We start from the raw sequence: 17,876 nt of genomic DNA on the forward strand, positions 1-17,876 counted from the left end.
CGCTTCCCGAGGATCAGCCGTCGTGGCGCCGGCGCCGGATGAGGCCCAGGTGCGGCCGGCGGGGACGGTGGGCCCGCTCGCCGACCTCCTCGCCGTCGATGACGGCGGGCTCGGCCGCCGGTTCGATGCCGGTCGTGCGCCGGAGCAGGGTCCACAGGTGATGGCTGACCTCGGCCGTGCGCTCCAGGGGCAGCAGGTGGCCCGCCCCGGGGATCACGACGAGGTCGGCGCCGGGGATCTCCGCCGCGAGGGCCTCGGCGTGGCGCATCGGCGTGATGACGTCGCGGTCGCCCACCATGACCAGCACCGGTATGCGGCCGAGGGCGGGCAGCACCGTCCGCTTGTCGTACGCGATCAGCTCCGTGTAGAAGGTCGCGATCACTTCGATCGGCACGGACGCCATCAGCCGGGTGGTCACCTCGGCGATCTCCTTCGACACGTGGGCGCCGAAGAGGTACGAGCGGGTGAGCAGGAAGGACATCCCGCCGAGTGGGCGGCGCGCCGCGTCCACCAGTCTCGCCTGGTGGCGGAGGGTGCTCAGGGTGACGGGGACCATGCGGTGCAGGACCCGCGCGGCGTGCGCGGGGAGCCCGATGGTGACGGAGGACAGGTCGCCCGAGGAGGTGGCGGCGAGCAGCACGCCGACGATCCGGTCGCCGAACAGTTCCGGGTGCGCGTCGGCGAGCCCGAGGATCGCCATGCCGCCCATGGAGTGGCCGACCAGGACGATGGGTCCCTCCGGCGCGGTCTCCGCCAGTACCGCGAACAGGTCGCGGCCGAGCTGGTCGATCGTGGCGTTCGGTGGAGAGCCCCACCCGGACCGGCCGTGGCCGCGCAGGTCCCAGGCGACGACGCGGACCCGGCCGGCCAGCGCGTCGCGCTCGGCGCGCCAGCACGTGGAGTTCAGCAGGAATCCGTGGCAGAACACGACGGTCGCGCTCGCCTCGGGGGCCTCGCGCATCTCGGCGTGGAGCCGGACTCCGTCGTCGGCCGTCACGGTCAGCGTACGGAGATCACCGACGGCCGGTTCCCGGGTCTCCCGCGTCTCCTCGAGTGATCCGTTCATCCACCAGCTGTGCTTGCTGAGGACCTTGGTGATTTCCGTGAAGGACATGGCCACCCTCCGCCCGTTGCCGCTCCCAGCTTTTTACGGTGGCCCCTAACTCCAGTTTGGGTCATGGTCGAGGCATCGTCAAAGCCAGGGTCCCTGGTGAAGGACCTCACGGCGGCCCGGGACAGGCCACCGCGAGCCGGCCGTCCTCTTCGACGACCTTCGTCCCGAACGCCGCGCAGGCGCTGATGAACCGATCCCGGATCCAGGCGTGGTCGGTGCCGGTCGCCAGGCGCGTACGGGCGTACTCCAGCGTGAGGGGGCACGCCGTCAGCCGGCTGATCGCCGATCCGGTGAGAGTGACGTGGAAGACCAGGCCGAGATCGTTGCGGAGGGCCGGATCCACGGCGTAGTCGTCGACGAGATCGCCGAGGTCGTACAGCACCCGGCCGGACATGCCGTGGAAGACGTGCGCCGAGTGCCCGGCGATCAGGGTCGCCCCGGCGTCGACCAGCGCCCGGGCGGCGACCTGGATGTAGCGCGGGGGCTCGATGGTCATGTTGGGGCCCCAGTGCGCCAGCAGGAGCACGCGGAGGCCGTCGGCGGACAGGTGGCTGATCCGGGCGGTGAGCCAGGCGGGGATCTCGCGGCGCAGGTTCGCGTACGCCACCCCGGGCCGTTCCTCCCCGGCGGCGAAGTCGGCGGGATGGTCGGTGATCCCGAGGACGGCCACGGGCCCGCCCGCGGTGTCGAACAGGGCCGGTTCCCGCGCCCGGCGCACGTCGGGGCCCGCCCCGACGACCCGGATCCCGGCCCGCGCCAGGTGACCGAGCGTGTCCGCCAGCGCCTCGGGGCCGTAGTCGAGCGCGTGGTTGTTGGCGAGCGTGACGCAGTCGATCCCCAGGTCGGCGAGGGTGTCCGCGGCCGCGGGCGGCGCGCGGAAGTGGAACGGCCTGCCGGGGGCCGCCCACGGCTCGCCGCGGTCGGAGACGCAGCACTCCAGGTTGACCAGGGACAGATCGGCCGATCGGAAGACGTCCCGGATCTCGTCGGCGAACATCCCGTACGGACCGTACGCCGCGATCCGCTCCGCGACCCCGCGTCCCAGCATGGTGTCGCCGCCCAGGGCGACCGTCGTGGTCACATCCAGCTCCCCACCTCCCAGGATGGTCGCGCCCCGCGCGCCCGGCCAAGGGACCAAGGTCCCCGGGCGGCGATCGGCGGGTTCATCCACAGCCTGTGGACGGAGCCGTACCCTTGGACCATGCCGGAGCTGCCCGAGGTCGAGTCCCTCGCCGCCTACCTGCGCGAGCACGCCGTCGGGCGGGCGATCGCGCGGATCGACGTGACGGCCATCTCGTCGCTGAAGACGTACGACCCGCCGATCACCGCGCTCAACGGTCTGACGATCATGGGGGTCGCCCGCCACGGCAAGTTCCTCGATCTCGACGTCGACGGCATCCATCTCGTCGTCCACCTGTCCCGGGCCGGCTGGCTGCGGTGGAAGGACGCGCTGCCGCCCGCGCCGCCCCGGCCGGGCAAGGGCCCGCTGGCCATGCGCGTCCACCTCGACGACGGCTCCGGGTTCGACCTCACCGAGGCGGGCACCCAGAAGCGGCTCGCGGTGTACGTCGTGCGCGACGTGGCGGAGGTGCCGGGCGTCCGGTCGCTCGGTCCGGACCCGCTGGCCGAGGGCTTCACCGCCGACACGCTGAAAGGCATCCTCGACGGGCGGCGCACCCAGATCAAGGGGCTGCTGCGCGACCAGAGCGTGATCGCCGGGATCGGCAACGCCTACTCCGACGAGGTGCTGCACGTGGCGCGGATGTCGCCGTTCAAGCTCGCCGCGAGCTTCACCGACGAGGACGTCGCCACGCTGTACGACGCGATCGTCCGCACCCTCGGCGACGCCGTCGAACGCGCGCGGGGCGTCGCGGCCAAGGACCTCAAGGGCGAGAAGAAGGAGGGCCTGCGGGTGCACGGCCGGGCAGGGCAGAAGTGCCCGGTCTGCGGCGACACGATCAGAGAGGTGTCGTTCGCCGACTCCGCCCTGCAGTACTGCCCGACGTGCCAGACCGGCGGCAAGCCGCTGGCGGACCGCCGGATGTCCCGCCTGCTCAAGTGAGCCGTACCTGCGTGCCGGCGCGCATCAGCGCGCGGGCGCGCGCCAGCGAACGGGCGCGGACCGACGCGCGGGCGTGGGTCAGCGGACGGGCGGCAGCGACCCGAACAGCGAGGCGAGGTTGCCCCACCGCTTGATCTCGCAGCCGTTCTTCCGGTTGAAGGTCGCGTCGACCTGCTTGCCGTTCCACGTGCCGGTCACCGTGGCGGTCTCCGGCCCGCCGTAGATCTGCGTGCACATCTGATCCTTCGGCGTCGGCGCGAACGGGTCCTCGCCCTTCGCGGCCGCCGCGGCCAGGACCGCGCACGCCTGGCCGGCCTTCGGCAGGGTCCCGCCCACCGGGTCACAGGTGAGCGTCCAGGTCTTCGGCGCCGACGTCTGCGACGCGCGTACGGTGATGGTCAGCCGGGTCCCGGCCGCCGACCCGCTCGGGGCGGGCGCCGTCGGGGAGGCCGTCGGCTCCGGCGTGCCGGGCTCCGCCGACGAGGTCGGGGTCTCGGAGCCCTTGCTCGGCGCGGCCGTGGCGGATCCGTCCCCGTTCTTGCAACCGCCCAGCGCGAGGGCGGCCACGATGCCGGGGATGGCGAGGGCCGTGGGTCCCAGTCTGGAGAAAGATTGCCTCATGACGATTCGACTCCGGGCGATGACTCATGGTTCCTTTGACAGGTGAACTCTTTCAGGGAACAGATTCCCGCCGTGGAGGTCGCCAAGGTTCCGGACGACGCGTTCCTGCTGGACGTGCGCGAACTGGACGAGTGGCAGGCCGGCCACGCCCCCCGGGCCGTCCACATCCCGCTGAGCCAGCTCGGCGCCCGTGCGTCCGAGGTGCCCACGGGAGAGGACGTCTTCGTCATCTGCCGGTCGGGGGCCCGCTCGGCGTCGGTGGTCGCGGCTTTCAACAACGCCGGCTGGAAGACCGCGAACGTCCAGGGCGGCATGCACGCCTGGGAGGCGGCGGGCCGTCCGATGGTCAGCGAATCGGGCGGGGAGCCATACGTCGCCTGACGAGGTACATTTACGGCGGAAAAGTTAAGACCCGCGGGAGCTCGGACGACGACCGGGCTGAGAGGGCGGCTTCGCACGTGCCGCCGACCGCTCGAACCTGACCGGATAATGCCGGCGTAGGGAGTGTGCCTTGAGCGCTGCCGTCGAAGAGCGTTCGTCCAACGAGGCCCCGTACACCCTCGATCAGCCCGCACCGAAGGTCCTCAGCTTCTGGGACCAGAGCGCCTTCTGGGCGAACCTCGGCGTGAGCCTCCTCGCCTTCTCGGGCGCGTACACCGTGCTCGCCCCGGACGCCCAGGGCACGCCCCGGCTGCCCATCGTGGCCGGGATCCTCGCCATGGTCGTCGGCACCGCGATCGGCGGCGTCATGCTCGGGCTGGCCGCCGTGCCCGGCACCCGCGCCGGCGTTCCGGCGATGATGCTGCTGCGCGGCCTGTTCGGCACGCGCCTGTCGTACATCCCCACCGTGATGAACATCCTGCAGATGGTCGGCTGGGGGACGTTCGAGCTGGTCACGATCGCGGGCGCGGCGAAGGAACTCTTCGGTGGCGGCCCGCGCTGGGCGTACGTGGTCGCGGCGGGTGTGATCACGACCGTGCTGACGCTCTGGCCGCTCGGTTCCGTCCGGGTGCTGCGCCGCTACGTCACCGTCGCGGTCGTCCTCGCCCTCGGCTACTTCTACGTCCAGCTCGCCCGGCAGCCGCTGCCGGACCTCACCCACGGCTCGTGGAGCCACTTCTGGATCGGCGCGGACGCCGCGCTGGCCGTCTCCATCTCCTGGGTGCCGATGGCGGCCGACTACACGCGGCACTCCCGCTCGGAGCGGGCGGCTTTCGGCGCCGCGAGCGTGGCGTACGGCCTGACGCAGGTCGTCGCGTACGTCCTCGGGCTGCTGGCGCTCGCGCTGGCCGCCGGCGACTCCTCGAAGGTGTTCGGGCCGTTCCAGCATGTGGCGCTCGGCACGCTGTTCTTCGCGGTCTTCGTCCTGCGGGAGGTCGACCAGTCGTTCGCGAACGTCTACTCGACCGCGGTCTCCATCCAGAACCTCGTGACCCGCACGGACCGGCGCCTGCTCACGGTCGTCCTGGGAATCCTGACGACCGTGCTGGCCCTGGTCCTGAACATGGACAACTACGCCGGCTTCCTGACGCTGATCGGGTCGGTGTTCGTGCCCATGCTCGGCGTGCTCGCCGTGGACTTCTTCTGCTTCACGGGGCGGCGCGGCTGGGACGTCTCCGACCGCGCCCCCGCCCGCTGGGGGATGATCGTCGCCTGGGCGGCGGGCATCGCGGCGTACCAGCTCATCAACCCGGGCCAGGTCGGCTGGTGGTCCCGGCTGTGGACGCACGCGCAGAGCACGCTGCACTTCACCCCGGCGGACTGGATGAGCGCCTCGCTCCTGTCCTTCGCTGTCGCCGCCGCCATGACCGCGCTGATCGGCGCGCTGAACCGCCGCCAGGCGACCGTCCACCCCGACCCGGCGAGCGCCCGGTGAGGTGACCGCTCACGGCCCCGGCGCCACGAAACCTTGACCGCGATCATTCGCCGCCGAGCAGGAGGGCGGTGACCGCCTCCGGGGCCTCGTGCATCGCGTCGTGGCCGGTCGGGAGGTCGTGGACCCGCCACCCGGGATCGGCCTGGAGCCGGGTGCGGAGTTCGGCGAACGGCGTGCGGTCCGCCCATCCCGAGCAGTAGACGAACTCACGGCGAGGGACCTGGGCGTGCGCGCCGGTGAGCCGGATCGTCTGCAGGAACGACGCGAGGGGATGGGGGCGGCGGCGGGGATCGCCGCCGTCCGGTGGCCGGACGGCGTAGCCGGTGCTCGCGGCGCCGGCGGCGAAGATCTGACGGTAGCGCTCGGTCGTCGACGACCAGCACGACTCGCCGTCGCGCGGCACGTAGGCGTCGAGATGCACCAGCCGTGAGACCCGGCCGCCCGCGCGGTCGGCGGCGGCGGCGATCACCATCCCGCCGTAGCTGTGGCCGACGAGCGTCGCGCCGGTGAGGTGGGCGCGGTCGAGGAGCCGCACCACGTCGTCGGCGTGCGTGTCGAGGTTGGCGGTCGCGATCGTCGCGGTGTCGTCGTCCGGCCGCAGACCGGTCAGGGTCAGGGCGTGCACGGCATGGCCGGCACGCTCCAGCAGCGGTACCACCGCCTCGAACGACCAGGAGCCGTGCCAACCGCCGGGCACGAGCACGAACGTCGCCATGCGCTGTGTCTCCTCTCTCAAGCCGCGGATCGGGGACGCCGCCTCGATGACCTGGGGCCGGCCGGGCGCTCCGCGCGACCGGGGACCACTCCGCGTGAAGCCAGTGTCGCCAGGTCACGGTGTGGCGGGCCACCGGTAGAGTGCCAACTGATGCCCGTTCGCCGCCAAACACGCCCGAGTGCCGGTGTGACGTCGTCCATCTGGCCGTCCGGCGGGCGTCACCTCTGGCCGTCCGGTGAGACGAGCGCGGTGCAGTCGCACGCGCGGGGACACCTGGTGTACGCGGCAGGTGGCGTCCTGGCGGTGCACACCGAGCGCGGCACGTCGATCGTTCCGGCCGACCGGGTCGCCTGGACTCCGGCCGGGTTCACGCACTCCCACCGCGCCCACGGCGACACCGATATGCGGATCGTCTTCCTCCCGCCCTCCCTCGCCCGGCTCGTACCGGACCGCCCCGCCGTGTTCCTGGCCTCCGGCCTCGCTCGCGAGGTCCTGCTCGCCCTGACCGGTCCCCGTGACAGTGACGATGCCGCGCCTCGCCACAGCCGTTCCGCGCGCTCTCGCCTCCTCCGGGTTCTCGTCGACGAACTCCGCGAGGCACCCGAACAGCCGCTGCACCTGCCGGAGCCACGGGACGACCGGCTGCGGGCCATCGCCCGGATCCTGCGGGAGACACCGGCGGAGAACGCCTCGCTGGCCGAACTCGGGAGGACGATCGGGGCGAGCACCCGCACCCTCAGCCGGCTGTTCCGCGCCGAGCTCGGCATGACCTTCTATGAGTGGCGCACGCAGCTGCGCGTCTACCACGCGCTCGTGCTCCTCGCCGACGGCCACGACACCACCCGGACCGCCCACGCCTGCGGATGGGCCAACCCCAGCGGCTTCATCGCGGCGTTCACCGACATCGTCGGAACGACCCCGGGCCGCTACCGAGCCGGTCGCCGGACCACCGCCAGGTGACCGGGGGTCAGGCGGAGTCGTGGGATGCCTGCTCGTCTAGGCTCGAGGGCATGCCGGACACGCAGTACGAAGACCTGCTCCGCCATGTGCTCGAGACGGGCGCCCGTAAGGAGGACCGCACCGGCACCGGTACGCGGTCGATCTTCGGTCACCAGTTGCGCTACCGGCTGGCCGACGGCTTCCCGCTGATCACGACGAAGAAGGTCCACTTCCGCTCGATCGCGTACGAGCTGCTGTGGTTCCTGCGCGGCGACGCGAACGTCGCCTGGCTGCGGGAGAACGGCGTCACGATCTGGGACGAGTGGGCGGGGCCGGACGGTGATCTGGGCCCGATCTACGGCGTGCAGTGGCGGTCGTGGCCGACCCCGGACGGCGGGCACGTCGACCAGATCAGCGAGGTGCTGCGGACGCTGCGCGAGAATCCCGACTCGCGGCGGATCATCGTGTCCGCGTGGAACGTCGCCGACATCCCGCGGATGGCGCTGCCGCCGTGCCACGCGTTCTTCCAGTTCTACGTCGCCGACGGCAGGCTGTCCTGCCAGCTGTACCAGCGCAGCGCGGACCTGTTCCTCGGCGTGCCGTTCAACATCGCGAGCTACGCGCTGCTGACGCACATGATCGCCGACCAGGTGGGTCTCGGTGTCGGTGACTTCGTCTGGACCGGCGGCGACTGCCACATCTACGACAACCACGTGGATCAGGTCCGTACGCAGCTGGCGCGGGAGGCGCGGCCGTTCCCCGCGCTGAGCCTGAAGCCGGCGGACAGCCTGTTCGACTACACCTACGAGCACATCACGCTCGACGGCTACGACCCGCACCCCGGCATCAAGGCGCCGGTGGCGGTGTGATCGGGCTGGTCTGGGCGCAGTCGGCGAACGGCGTCATCGGCCGTGCGGGCACGCTGCCGTGGCACCTGCCGGAGGACCTGAGGCACTTCCGCTCCCTGACCGAGGGCGCGGCCGTGCTCATGGGCCGCCGTACGTGGGAGTCGCTGCCGCCACGGTTCCGGCCGCTGCCGGGCCGGCGCAACCTTGTGCTGTCCCGCACGCCGCAGGAGGGCGCCGACACGTTCCCCGACCTGACACAGGCGCTCGCCGCGGTGTCCGGGGACGTCTGGGTGATCGGCGGCGCGGCGGTGTACCGGGCGGCGCTGCCCGTCGCGGACCGGATCGTGGTCACCGAGCTCCGGGAGAGCTTCGACGGGGACACGTACGCTCCTGACGTGGGGCGTGCGCCGGACTCCGTCGGGGCGTGGCAGGAGTCGTCGACCGGGCTGCACTACCGGTTCCTGACCTGGGGCTGAGACCGGCGGCCTCGACGCGGGCGGGGTGAGCCGGGTGAAACGCGGGCTTCGTTCGTCAAGACTGCCGAATAGTCCGGCGCGGCGGCCGTACGCCGGTCATCATGGGAGGTACGGAGCGCGGGAGGCGATCACCATGGCGCAATGTGAGCACGACTGGGTGCACACGGCCCCCAACCAGAAACGATGCCGTAAGTGCGGATTGGTGCTGACCTTCGCGTAGGTGCGCCGTCTGAGTGGCACTATGGGCGGCGTGGGCGCCTCGGATGCGATGATGCGCGCGGCGGTGGCCTCTTCCGCCGACGCGATGATCGCGGTGGACGCCGACCTGACCGTCAGGCTGTGGAACCCCGCCGCCGAGCGGGTGTTCGGCTGGGCCGCGGACGACGTGCTGGGCCGGCCGCTGCGAACCATTCCCGAGGAGCACACGGCGGAGCACCGTGCCGTCCTCGAACGCGTCCGTGAGGGCGGCCACATCTCGTTCGTCACCCGGCGGCTGCATCGCGACGGCCGGCTGCTCGACATCCGGGCGGTCGTCAGCGCCATGCGCGGCGAGGACGGCGGGTTCCTCGGCTGGGTGGGCCTGTACCGGCCGGTGCGCGAGGACGAGGCCGTGCAGCACCAGACGGCCGAGCGCATCCGCCTCGTCCGGCGGCTCAACGACGTGGTGGCCGACCTCAACACCGAGCCGGCGCTGTCGTCGGTCCTCGACCGGGTCACGTCGGGCCTCATCGAGCTGACCGGCGCGGACGCCGCCGGCTTCGTCGTCATCGAGCACCAGACCAACACGCTGAAGCTCGTCAGCATGACCGGGCTGCCGCGGAACCTGCGCGACTCGACCGCCGACCTGCGCTCCAGCCTCGTCGGCGAGCTGCTGCGCGCCGGGCGTACGGTGATGCTGGCGACGTCCGAGGCGCGGGGCCTCGGCGACCTGATCTGGTCCGAGCTGGACGGGTTGCACACGATCGCCGTCGGCATCTCGAACGTCCACGGCAGCCCGTACGGCGCGCTGTACGCGCTGTTCTCGAGCCGGCGGGCGGGCCACATCGAGCTGGAGCTGCTCGAGCTGTTCGCCGGGCACGCGGGGGTGGTGATCGGCAACGCCCTGCACTACGACGAGGCGGTCCGGCAGCGCAGGCACGAGCGCGCGGTGATCGAGGCCAGCGCGGACGGCATCGCGGTGCTGGACCGCGACGGCGTCGTCAAGCGGTGGAACCTCGCGGCGGAGCGGATCACGGGCCTGGCCCCGGAGGACGTCATCGGCCGTCCGCTGCCGTTCCCGCTGCCCGATCCGGACGGCGAGCAGACGATCCGGCTGGAGTCGGGCACCTGGCTGGGTGTCCTGCACACCGAGATCGAGGGTCACGACGAGGTGGTCGTGGACTTTCGCGACATCACCGAGGCCAAGTCGCTGGAGGCGGAGAAGGACCTCTTCCTGTCCATGACCAGCCATGAGCTGCGGACGCCGATCACGGTCGTCCGCGGGTTCGCCAAGACGCTGGTGGACCGGTGGGAGAAGCTGGAGGAGGCGGACCGGCGGCGGGCGGTCGCGACGATCGCCGACCGCGCCGACGCCCTCGGCCGGCTGGTCGACAATCTGCTGTACTCCCGCGCGGTCCCGAACGGTCTCACCGTCACGAGTGAGCCGTTCGACCTGGCGGGGCTGCTGCGCGGCGCGGCGTACGGCCTGCGGGGCGTGTCCGAGCGTCACATGGTGGAGCTGGACGTCGCCGGGGACCTGCCGGCGGCCCTCGGCGATCCGATGGCCACGGACATCATCGTCGGGCAGCTCCTGGAGAACGCCGTGAAGTACTCCCCGGACGGTGGTGTCATCACCGTACGCGCGGGCGTCGAGGGCGGCGTGATCACGGTGACGGTGGAGGACGCCGGGATCGGGATCATGGCGAACGACCGGGAGCGGGTGTTCGAGCGCTTCGTGCAGGGGGAGGCGGGGGACCGCCGCCGGTTCGGAGGTCTCGGGCTGGGGCTGTACATCGTGCGCCGGCTGGCCCGCGCTCAGCAGGGGGAGGTCTCCGCGCATCCGCGCGCGGACGGTCTGCGGGGCACCAGCATGCGCTTCACCCTCCCCCACTGCGTTGACACAACGTAACCGGTCATACTTGGGCATACCGCCCAGTCTGGGCTGCGCCTTCGCCGCGTGTTGGAGGTCACAGTTACACGTGGTGTTGGTAACAGATTCCTGTGGCGCGGTTTCCGCGTTTTTTAAGTGGGCATTTCGGTCGTTACCGGGGTGACCATGTTACGGGGAGTATCCGGGATCCAACCGCCCGGGGAGGTGAGGGTGTCGAGCGTCGTGTTCCTGCCACATGCGCCGTCCAGCGTCTCGGACGTACGAAAGCGCCTGTGCGCCGAACTCTGCGCGTCCGGTGTGTACGAGGAGGTCGCGGATGACGCGGCCGTCATCATCAGCGAGTTGATCAGCAACGCGCTGCGGCACGCACGCCCTCTGCCGTCCGGGGACATCCGCGTGTCCTGGGCCTACGAAGGCGAGCTCATCCAACTGGCCGTCAGCGACGGCGGATCGATGACCGAGCCACGCCGCACCCGCGCCGCCCTCTCCTCGCTCGGCGGCCGCGGCCTCAGCATCGTCGAGGCGTTGTCGGAGAAATGGGGCGTCTCTCACGAATCCGAGACGACGACCGTCTGGGCCCGGATTCGCGCCACGCAGCCGTCGAGCAACGGCCAGGCCATCTCCCTGATAGAGCCGATGCGCATCGCCTTCGACCATTCCCTCTGATTCACCGAACGGGCTCACTCCCGGCGCCGGAGAGGCGCCGGGAGTATCTTCGCGCGGTCGGTCTTCTACGGGCGGTCTTATCGGACCGGGTCGCGGAGGATGGGGCAGGACATGCAGCGGGGGCCGCCGCGGCCGCTGCCCAGCTCACTGCCCTGAATCCGGATGACCTCGATGCCGGCCGCCTCCAAGCGGGCGTTGGTCTCGACGTTGCGCTCGTACGCGACCGCCAGGCGCGGGCCGATGGCCAGGGTGTTGTTGCCGTCGTCCCACTGCTCACGTTCGGCGGTCACCGGGTCGAGGCCCGTGTCGATGACACGGAGCCGGTCGATGCCCATCGCGTCCGCGGCGGCCTCCAGGAACGGCCGCGCCCGCGAGACGCGCAGGTCGCCGTTCTCCTTCGTCACCGTGTAGGCGACCAGGGAGTAGGCGACGGCCGGGTACATCACGACCTTGTCGACGTCGACCATCGTGCAGATCGTGTCGAGATGCATGGTGGCGCGTTCCTGCGCGATCGGCACCGCGAGGACCGTGTGCGCCAGGCCCGCGTCGAACGCGCGGCGGGCGATCCGCTCCACGCCCGCCGGGGTCGTACGCTCGCCGGTGCCGATGGCCAGCACGCCGGGGGCCAGCAGGAGGACGTCGCCGCCCTCGATGTGCTCCAGGTCCGGGTCGTACAGGTGCTCCGTGCCCTCGAACCGCGGGTGGTGGCGGTAGATCACCCGGGTGAGGGCGGTCTCCCGGCGGCGCGCCCGCATGGCGAGGCTCGTGACGGCGACCTGGTTGCCGACCCACACGCTGGAGTCCCGGGTGAACAGGAGGTTCGGTAGCGGGTCGATGACGAAGTCGTGCCGGTCCATCAGCCGGTAGACCAGGCCGCGGCCGGTCTTCAGCTCCTCGTGGGCGAGGCCGGCGACGAGGACCTGGGTGAGGTCCTCGGTGGTCAGGTCGGCGAGGTGACTCTCCAGGATGGCGCGGAGCCGGTCGCCGAGCCGCTGGTCGCTCAGGACGTCGGCGATGGCCTCGGCGCGCGCGTCCCGGTATTCCAGGGTCTCCTGGAGGAGCTCGGTCAGGTAGAGGACCTCGACCCCGTGGTCGCGCAGCGCCTGGGCGAAGGCGTCGTGCTCCTGCTGGGCACGGCCGACCCAGGGGATGCCGTCGAAGAGAAGCTGATCGTTGTTACGCGGCGTGAGTCGCTTGAGCTCGGGGCCCGGCCGGTGGAGAAGGACCGTGCGGAGGCGACCGACCTCGCTGTCGACGCGATGCACATGAGTCACACGTGGAGCTTAACCCGGATATTTCGCCTCTGACCTCTTCAGATCGTCTCGAACCAGCCAAAGACCTCACAACGGAACAACGGTTCATTCGGGGGCCGAGGCGTGCGGAATCGCCGGTCCCGCACGCCTCGGCCCCCGGCCGCTACCGGGACCGTCTACCGGGGCGGCCCCACGTTGGTCCACTCGGCGGCGTCGACCGTGTCCCCGCCGGTCACCTTCTCTCCCTTGCCGGTGTAGGTGGAGCTCCGGATGCGCGAGGTGGCCGGATCGAGAACGAGCTTGATCGTGGCACCGTTGTCGGTGATCAGCAGGCCCTGACCGCCGTCGACACGACCGAGATTCCGGACCTCCGGGAGCGAGGCCAGCGCACGGAACGCCGCGGCTCGGACCGCCGGCGGCGCCGGGGTCATCGCGAGCAGGCCGGTCAGCCCGCCGCTGATGACCTGATCCACCGTCAACGAGGTGCCGTGGGGGGCACCGACGGCCTTCATCAGATCGCTGTGGCGGGTGATCCACTTCTTAAGCACGGCCGGGTCGGCGGGCAGCCGCTGCGCTCCCGGTCGTCGATGCGGCCCGTGACCTCCTCGGCGAAGTCGGGTACCGCCTCCTGCCGGGGAAGACGCGCCACCGCGCCGTCGTGCCGGCGGGCGGCCCGGCGCACGTTCCGTGCGACGTTGGTGGCGATGCCGAGCAGCCAGGGGCGCAGTGACGAGTCCTCACCCTCGGCGTCGACCCGGTCGCGCAACCGCCAGGCCTCAAGGAAGGTCAGGGAGACGATCTCCTCCGCCGTCGATCGGTCCCCCGTCAGGCGGAAGCCGTGGTTGTAGACGGAGCGGACGTGATCGTAGAACAGCTGCCGGAACGCGTCCGGGTCACCGCCCCGTACCCGGGCGCGCAAACTGATCTCCACGGCAGGGGACTGTCCGGCCGACCCCCTCGGTTCCCGTGACCTGGGTCACATGGCCGGTCAGGGCAGGAAGATGGCGTACTCCGCGATCTCCGGCAGGAGGTCGGGATGCAGGTCGGCCGTTGCCGCGAGCTCCTCCGCCGACGAGAAGCCGCCGACGTGGTCGCGGACGCGTGCGATGTGCCCGGCGAGCTCCGGCGTCACGCCCGAGAACAGGGTCAGCGCCTGCGGGGGCACGTGGTTGACGTCGATCAGCCCCCCGTCGTCGTAGTGGCGGGGCAGGTCCGGGCGGCCGATCCGCAGCTCACGGGCCAGCACGATGTCGGCCGCGGCCTGTTCGCGCGCCTTCTGCCGCAGGTTGCGCCGCTGGTTCGCCGCGGCGACGGCCTGGTCGTTGAGGTTGTGGAGCGGCGGCCCGGGCGGGAGGGGCATCGGTGGTCCCATCGGTGCGGGGGCCACCGGACGGCCGTTGTACAGCAGCGTGCCGTACGGGTCGACCGTGATCGTGATGCGTTTCTCGGTGCCGGTGACGGCGAGGATCACCCAGACGGGCAGCCACAGCCCGCACAGCAGGAGCGTGATGAGCAGGTGCAGGACGTGATTGACCTGGCCGCCGCTGGTCATCACCGCCTGGTTGTCGGACTGCATCTGCACGCGCCAGCCCAAGGACGCCTGGCGCATCACCGCGCTGTTGAGGAGGGCGCGGATCTGGTCGGGGGGAAGCGTCGGCCGCATCGGCGGAGGGGCACCGGGAGGTCCCGGCGGCGGTGCCGCGTACGGGCCCGGCGGTCCGGGCGGCGGAGGTGATCCCGGGGCGCCCGGCACGGGGCCCGGCTGCCCCGGCGGCGGTCCGGGCGACCAGGACGGGGAGTCGGCCGGCCCCGAATGGGGGTCGTGCGGACCCGGTGGCGGTCCTGGCGGGAACGCGTTCATATCTCCCCCTGGCATCGGCGTATCGGTGCGCCCTGCGGCGTCGACCGGTGCGGCGGGCCGCCCCGGTGGTTCCCCTCGTCTTCCCGCGCCCCCTGCCGCCGCCCTGTCTCAACGAACGGAACGGCTCTCGTCCTCCCAGTACGGCCGGCGGAGGTCGCGCTTGAGTACCTTGCCGGTCGGGTTGCGCGGGATGGCGTCCGTCCATTCGACGGAGGTCGGGCACTTGAAGTGGGCCAGCCGGTCCCGGCAATAGTCGATCAGCTCTCGCTCGGTGACCTCGCCGTCGCGGACCACGATGGCCTTGGGCGTCTCGCCCCACTTGGCGTCCGGCACGCCGATGACGGCGCAGTCGACCACGGCCGGATGGCCCATCAGGGTGTTCTCCACCTCGGCGGGGTAGATGTTCTCCCCACCCGAGATGATCATGTCCTTCACGCGGTCGTGGATGTAGAGGTACCCGTCCTCGTCGAGGTAGCCGGCGTCGCCGGTGCGCAGCCAGCCGCCGGGGAGCACGGCGTCCCTGGTGGCCTGGTCGAGCGACCAGTACCCCACCATGTTCTGCGCGGACCGGCAGACGATCTCGCCGACCCGCCCCGTGGGCACCGGTTCACCGGTCGCCGGATCGACGATCTTGAGCTCGGTGCCGGGATTGGCGACGCCGGCGCTGCGCAGCCGGCCGCTCTCGGGAACGTGATCCGCCGGCGGCAGGCGCGTGATCGCCCCTGTCGTCTCCGTCAGTCCGTACACCTGCATGAACCCGCAGCCGGGCAGCATCCGCATCATGCCGCGCAGCACGTCCTCGCTGATCGGCGAGGCCCCGTAGATCAGCAGGCGGAGGCTGGACAGGTCCGTCTCGCGCACCTGCGGGAGCTGCTGCATGAACAGCAGGATCACCGGGACGAGGAAGAGGTGAGTGACCCGGTGCGCCTCGATGCCCCGGGCGATGCCCACCGGGTCGGGCTCCCGGACGAGCACGCAGGGCAGGCCGTCGTAGACCCCGGAGAGGGCGAGCATGCACCCGGCGATGTGGTACAGCGGCATCGCGGCCATCACCACGTCGTCCGGGCGGAGGTCCCAGATCTCCTCGCTCATCCGCAGTGCGGTCAGGAAGTTCTGGTGGGTCAGCATGACCCCCTTCGGGCGGCCCGTGGTGCCCGAGGAGTACAGCTGGACGAACACCTCACCGGGCTCGTCCGCGGGCTCGGCGTCCCGGTCGGTCCACGCCGCGTAGTCCGCGTAGCGGTGACCGGTGCCGCCGACGACGACCAGGTGTCCGGTGTGCTCGAGGCGATCCGCGATCGCGTCGAGCAGCGGCGCGAACTCCTGTCCCACGACGAGGACGGGTGCCTTCGCGTTGTCCACGATGTAGGCGACCTCGTCGGCGGCCAGCCGGTAGTTGATCGGGACCTGCACGGCACCGGCCCGCGCCGCGCCGAACAGCAGCTCGACGTGGGCCAGGGAGTTCTTGTCGAGCACGGCGACGCGGTCGCCCGGCCGGACTCCGGAGGCGCGCAGGGCCGCCGCGACCTGGTCCACCCGGCGGTCGAACTCGGCGTACGTGACGCGGTCGCCCTCGTAGAGAAAGGCGGTCGCGTCCGGCCGCTCGGCCGCACGGCTCCGCAGGATGCCCGTCAGGTCCATGCCGGAATCATCCGCGCACGCGCGGCGGCCGCACAAGGCCCGTCGTCAGCTCTTCGCCATTTTGCTGATGACCGTGACGATGATGGCGCCGACGACCGCGAGAACGCCGAGCCAGATCAGGAACTTCAACGCGGCGACGAGCATTCCGAGCACCGTGAAGAGAAGCCAGATCGCCAGCAGGATTCCGATGATGTTGAGAATGGTCCGCCCCATGAGGGCGAGGGTACGCGGTCGGGATGCGATCACGGGCGAAACCTGGTGGATCTCGGTCGCCGATCGCTCCTCGCCTCCGGGCTCTCGTGCTTCTCCACCGCGGCCGCGAACCTGTGGACAACCGGTGGACAACGCGTGGAAAAGGCTCGCGTGCGGTATCGCGGCTGGCGCGTAAGGGCCTTCGCCGCCCTGGTCGGCGTGGCTTTCCGGAACGTAGGGATCCTGTGGACGGCGAAGCCCACACCCTGTGGATAACCAATCCGCCGGGCGCATGCGGGTCTCCTGGCCGGAGCGGCCGGTGGGGACGAAGCCGGACGGCGGAGCCTCGCTCGTCCGTGCCGACGGGCGTGCGGGCGCGGGCCCGGCCCGGGCGCGCGCGGGCCCGGCCCGGGGGCCGGCCGGGCGCACGCCGTACGGGAGCGCGTGCGGCGGCCCGGCAGGCGCCGGAATTCATCGCCGCCTTATCGCGTCAATGGCGTTCGGTGAATCGGCGACCGCCGAAGCGCGGGCCGCAGAACGTCAGGTGCCCGGTGTTCGCTCGACGGCGTCCTGGATCGCGCGGAAGGTGGGGCACGGCCACCGCCACATGCATGCCCGGCACCGGCACATCGGATTTCCGATGTCACTGGTGATTCCGCCGGCATCGCGCGGCTGGTGCAGATCGATGAGCCGCAATGTCATTTCGCAGAAGGCGATGACGTCGTCGCGGGCGGAGGCGAGAAAGACGATGTCCTCACGAGCGAGCCGGGCCTTCACCGGCACGTACCCCTCGCGGTTGACCAGCCGGGAGACGTACTGTGTCATGGACCGCCACGAACTGGATTTCTCGGATCTGGTGCGTATCGTTTCCAGGCGTTCGCGGACACGGCGGTATCCGAAATCGCCGGACATTCGGGTTGGCGTCGCGCGTCGTGTCACCATCCCAGCTTCTCGCATGGCGACGCGCCGGTGGACGGATTCGCGGACATCGGCGGCGATATTTGAGAAGATCTCCATGTCGCCGCGCCGGGGCCAGAATTGACGGACATTTCCGTCGTAAGGTGCAGAAGTCATGGGCTCTTTGGCAAAGCACAGGCCATAGCCCGGTAATGTGCGAGACCTAATCCCGTTCGGCTCTGGTTCACCCGCTCGGAGGGCGCTAGTGTGCGGCACGTGGAGCTAAAGGTCTCGACCGCATCTCAGGGGGGTCACGCCGTCGTATCCGTCTACGGCGAGGTCGATCTCTATACGGCACCCAGATTGCAAGCCGAGCTGGCCTCGCTCGTTCGCGACGGAGCCGGCCGGGTCGTGGTGGATCTGAGCGGGGTCGAGTTCTGTGACTCGACCGGGATGAACGTCCTGCTCTCGGCCATGAAACGACTCCGTGAACACGGCGGCACACTGGAGTTGGCGGCACCGCGTCCAGCGGTGCGCCGCATCCTTCAGGTCACGGGCCTCGACACGGTGTTCTCCGTGCACGATGCCCTACCGGCCCTGGAAGGCACCTGACCGCCACTACCATC

20 protein-coding genes and 1 riboswitch are annotated in these 17,876 nt (G+C 71.0%); of the genes, 9 read left to right on the forward strand and 11 right to left on the reverse strand.

Features of this window, described 5'->3' with window-relative positions:
• Positions 1–13 precede the first annotated feature (13 nt).
• On the reverse strand, positions 14–1,114 hold the full coding sequence (locus tag NE235_RS11225) for an alpha/beta fold hydrolase (RefSeq protein WP_252801543.1): 1,101 nt from the start codon (positions 1,112–1,114) through the stop codon (positions 14–16).
• A 106-nt stretch (positions 1,115–1,220) separates the two neighbouring features.
• A complete protein-coding gene (locus tag NE235_RS11230; protein WP_252801545.1) occupies positions 1,221–2,195 on the reverse strand; it encodes a CapA family protein in 975 nt (324 codons plus the stop codon).
• A gap of 120 nt (positions 2,196–2,315) precedes the next feature.
• Between NE235_RS11230 and NE235_RS11235 the strand changes: the two genes are divergently transcribed.
• Entirely contained in the window at positions 2,316–3,176 is an 861-nt protein-coding gene (locus NE235_RS11235) for an Fpg/Nei family DNA glycosylase (protein ID WP_252801549.1), read from the forward strand.
• Positions 3,177–3,254: 78 nt separating this feature from the next.
• On the opposite strand, the gene NE235_RS11240 is transcribed toward NE235_RS11235, so the two are convergent.
• Entirely contained in the window at positions 3,255–3,797 is a 543-nt protein-coding gene (locus tag NE235_RS11240; protein WP_252801559.1) for an SSI family serine proteinase inhibitor, read from the reverse strand.
• A gap of 42 nt (positions 3,798–3,839) precedes the next feature.
• Here NE235_RS11240 and NE235_RS11245 point away from each other — a divergent pair, with 42 nt between their 5' ends.
• Both NE235_RS11245 and NE235_RS11250 read left to right on the forward strand, forming a co-directional pair.
• Complete coding sequence (locus tag NE235_RS11245) at positions 3,840–4,178, forward strand: rhodanese-like domain-containing protein (RefSeq protein ID WP_252801561.1); 339 nt, start codon at positions 3,840–3,842, stop codon at positions 4,176–4,178.
• Between the two features lie 23 nt (positions 4,179–4,201).
• A riboswitch (TPP riboswitch) is annotated at positions 4,202–4,318 on the forward strand.
• Positions 4,309–5,673: a purine-cytosine permease family protein gene (locus tag NE235_RS11250; protein ID WP_252801568.1), complete on the forward strand. Its 1,365-nt coding sequence runs from the start codon at positions 4,309–4,311 to the stop codon at positions 5,671–5,673. (Overlaps the previous riboswitch by 10 nt.)
• A gap of 43 nt (positions 5,674–5,716) precedes the next feature.
• On the opposite strand, the gene NE235_RS11255 is transcribed toward NE235_RS11250, so the two are convergent.
• Positions 5,717–6,388 (reverse strand): alpha/beta fold hydrolase, encoded by a 672-nt coding sequence (locus NE235_RS11255; RefSeq protein ID WP_252801571.1) that lies wholly within the window; start codon positions 6,386–6,388, stop codon positions 5,717–5,719.
• Between the two features lie 186 nt (positions 6,389–6,574).
• On the opposite strand from NE235_RS11255, the gene NE235_RS11260 reads away from it, so the two are divergent.
• The 5 genes from NE235_RS11260 to NE235_RS11280 all read left to right on the forward strand — a co-directional run bounded on the left by NE235_RS11260 (position 6,575) and on the right by NE235_RS11280 (position 11,406).
• The gene (locus NE235_RS11260; RefSeq protein ID WP_252801572.1) at positions 6,575–7,348 is read left to right on the forward strand and encodes an AraC family transcriptional regulator; all 774 of its coding nucleotides are present in this window, start codon (positions 6,575–6,577) and stop codon (positions 7,346–7,348) included.
• A 50-nt stretch (positions 7,349–7,398) separates the two neighbouring features.
• The gene (locus NE235_RS11265; RefSeq protein ID WP_252801574.1) at positions 7,399–8,196 is read left to right on the forward strand and encodes a thymidylate synthase; all 798 of its coding nucleotides are present in this window, start codon (positions 7,399–7,401) and stop codon (positions 8,194–8,196) included.
• Positions 8,193–8,651, forward strand: coding sequence for a dihydrofolate reductase (locus NE235_RS11270; RefSeq protein ID WP_252801576.1), 459 nt, complete (start codon positions 8,193–8,195; stop codon positions 8,649–8,651). Before NE235_RS11265 ends, NE235_RS11270 begins: the two co-directional genes overlap by 4 nt.
• 241 nt (positions 8,652–8,892) lie before the next feature.
• Positions 8,893–10,758 (forward strand): sensor histidine kinase, encoded by a 1,866-nt coding sequence (locus tag NE235_RS11275; RefSeq protein WP_252801741.1) that lies wholly within the window; start codon positions 8,893–8,895, stop codon positions 10,756–10,758.
• A gap of 192 nt (positions 10,759–10,950) precedes the next feature.
• Positions 10,951–11,406 (forward strand): ATP-binding protein, encoded by a 456-nt coding sequence (locus tag NE235_RS11280; protein WP_252801578.1) that lies wholly within the window; start codon positions 10,951–10,953, stop codon positions 11,404–11,406.
• 77 nt (positions 11,407–11,483) lie between these two features.
• Here the strand turns inward: NE235_RS11280 and NE235_RS11285 are convergent, their stop codons facing one another.
• The 7 genes from NE235_RS11285 to NE235_RS11315 all read right to left on the reverse strand — a co-directional run bounded on the left by NE235_RS11285 (position 11,484) and on the right by NE235_RS11315 (position 17,427).
• Positions 11,484–12,680, reverse strand: a complete 1,197-nt coding sequence (locus NE235_RS11285) for an arginine deiminase (protein ID WP_252801580.1) — start codon at positions 12,678–12,680, stop codon at positions 11,484–11,486.
• Between the two features lie 155 nt (positions 12,681–12,835).
• Positions 12,836–13,171 (reverse strand): hypothetical protein, encoded by a 336-nt coding sequence (locus NE235_RS11290; protein WP_252801582.1) that lies wholly within the window; start codon positions 13,169–13,171, stop codon positions 12,836–12,838.
• On the reverse strand, positions 13,171–13,590 hold the full coding sequence (locus NE235_RS11295; RefSeq protein WP_252801584.1) for an RNA polymerase sigma factor: 420 nt from the start codon (positions 13,588–13,590) through the stop codon (positions 13,171–13,173). The genes NE235_RS11290 and NE235_RS11295 overlap by 1 nt, the downstream gene beginning before the upstream one ends.
• A gap of 57 nt (positions 13,591–13,647) precedes the next feature.
• Positions 13,648–14,322: a helix-hairpin-helix domain-containing protein gene (locus NE235_RS11300; protein WP_289848444.1), complete on the reverse strand. Its 675-nt coding sequence runs from the start codon at positions 14,320–14,322 to the stop codon at positions 13,648–13,650.
• Positions 14,323–14,628: 306 nt separating this feature from the next.
• Complete coding sequence (locus NE235_RS11305) at positions 14,629–16,161, reverse strand: long-chain-fatty-acid--CoA ligase (RefSeq protein WP_252801588.1); 1,533 nt, start codon at positions 16,159–16,161, stop codon at positions 14,629–14,631.
• A gap of 45 nt (positions 16,162–16,206) precedes the next feature.
• Positions 16,207–16,374 carry a hypothetical protein gene (locus NE235_RS11310; RefSeq protein ID WP_252801590.1) on the reverse strand — a complete coding sequence of 56 codons (168 nt, stop codon included), beginning with the start codon at positions 16,372–16,374 and terminating at the stop codon, positions 16,207–16,209.
• Positions 16,375–16,893: 519 nt separating this feature from the next.
• A complete protein-coding gene (locus tag NE235_RS11315) occupies positions 16,894–17,427 on the reverse strand; it encodes a hypothetical protein (protein ID WP_252801599.1) in 534 nt (177 codons plus the stop codon).
• 99 nt (positions 17,428–17,526) lie between these two features.
• On the opposite strand from NE235_RS11315, the gene NE235_RS11320 reads away from it, so the two are divergent.
• Positions 17,527–17,862, forward strand: a complete 336-nt coding sequence (locus tag NE235_RS11320; RefSeq protein ID WP_252801600.1) for an STAS domain-containing protein — start codon at positions 17,527–17,529, stop codon at positions 17,860–17,862.
• The last annotated feature ends 14 nt before the right edge of the window (positions 17,863–17,876 follow it).

The organism is Actinoallomurus spadix (assembly GCF_024055725.1).
Taxonomy (GTDB): Bacteria; Actinomycetota; Actinomycetes; order Streptosporangiales; family Streptosporangiaceae; genus Actinoallomurus; species Actinoallomurus spadix.

What these genes read in the sequence shown, in the direction of transcription:
- NE235_RS11305 (WP_252801588.1), bottom strand. Translation starts at nt 16,161, where the DNA reads ATGGACCTGACGGGCATCCTGCGGAGCCGTGCGGCCGAGCGGCCGGAC.
- NE235_RS11275 (WP_252801741.1), top strand. Translation starts at nt 8,893, where the DNA reads ATGGGCGGCGTGGGCGCCTCGGATGCGATGATGCGCGCGGCGGTGGCC.
- NE235_RS11265 (WP_252801574.1), top strand. Translation starts at nt 7,399, where the DNA reads ATGCCGGACACGCAGTACGAAGACCTGCTCCGCCATGTGCTCGAGACG.
- NE235_RS11235 (WP_252801549.1), top strand. Translation starts at nt 2,316, where the DNA reads ATGCCGGAGCTGCCCGAGGTCGAGTCCCTCGCCGCCTACCTGCGCGAG.
- NE235_RS11225 (WP_252801543.1), bottom strand. Translation starts at nt 1,114, where the DNA reads ATGTCCTTCACGGAAATCACCAAGGTCCTCAGCAAGCACAGCTGGTGG.
- NE235_RS11300 (WP_289848444.1), bottom strand. Translation starts at nt 14,322, where the DNA reads ATGCGGCCGACGCTTCCCCCCGACCAGATCCGCGCCCTCCTCAACAGC.
- NE235_RS11240 (WP_252801559.1), bottom strand. Translation starts at nt 3,797, where the DNA reads ATGAGGCAATCTTTCTCCAGACTGGGACCCACGGCCCTCGCCATCCCC.
- NE235_RS11315 (WP_252801599.1), bottom strand. Translation starts at nt 17,427, where the DNA reads ATGACTTCTGCACCTTACGACGGAAATGTCCGTCAATTCTGGCCCCGG.
- NE235_RS11255 (WP_252801571.1), bottom strand. Translation starts at nt 6,388, where the DNA reads ATGGCGACGTTCGTGCTCGTGCCCGGCGGTTGGCACGGCTCCTGGTCG.
- NE235_RS11290 (WP_252801582.1), bottom strand. Translation starts at nt 13,171, where the DNA reads ATGAAGGCCGTCGGTGCCCCCCACGGCACCTCGTTGACGGTGGATCAG.
- NE235_RS11310 (WP_252801590.1), bottom strand. Translation starts at nt 16,374, where the DNA reads ATGGGGCGGACCATTCTCAACATCATCGGAATCCTGCTGGCGATCTGG.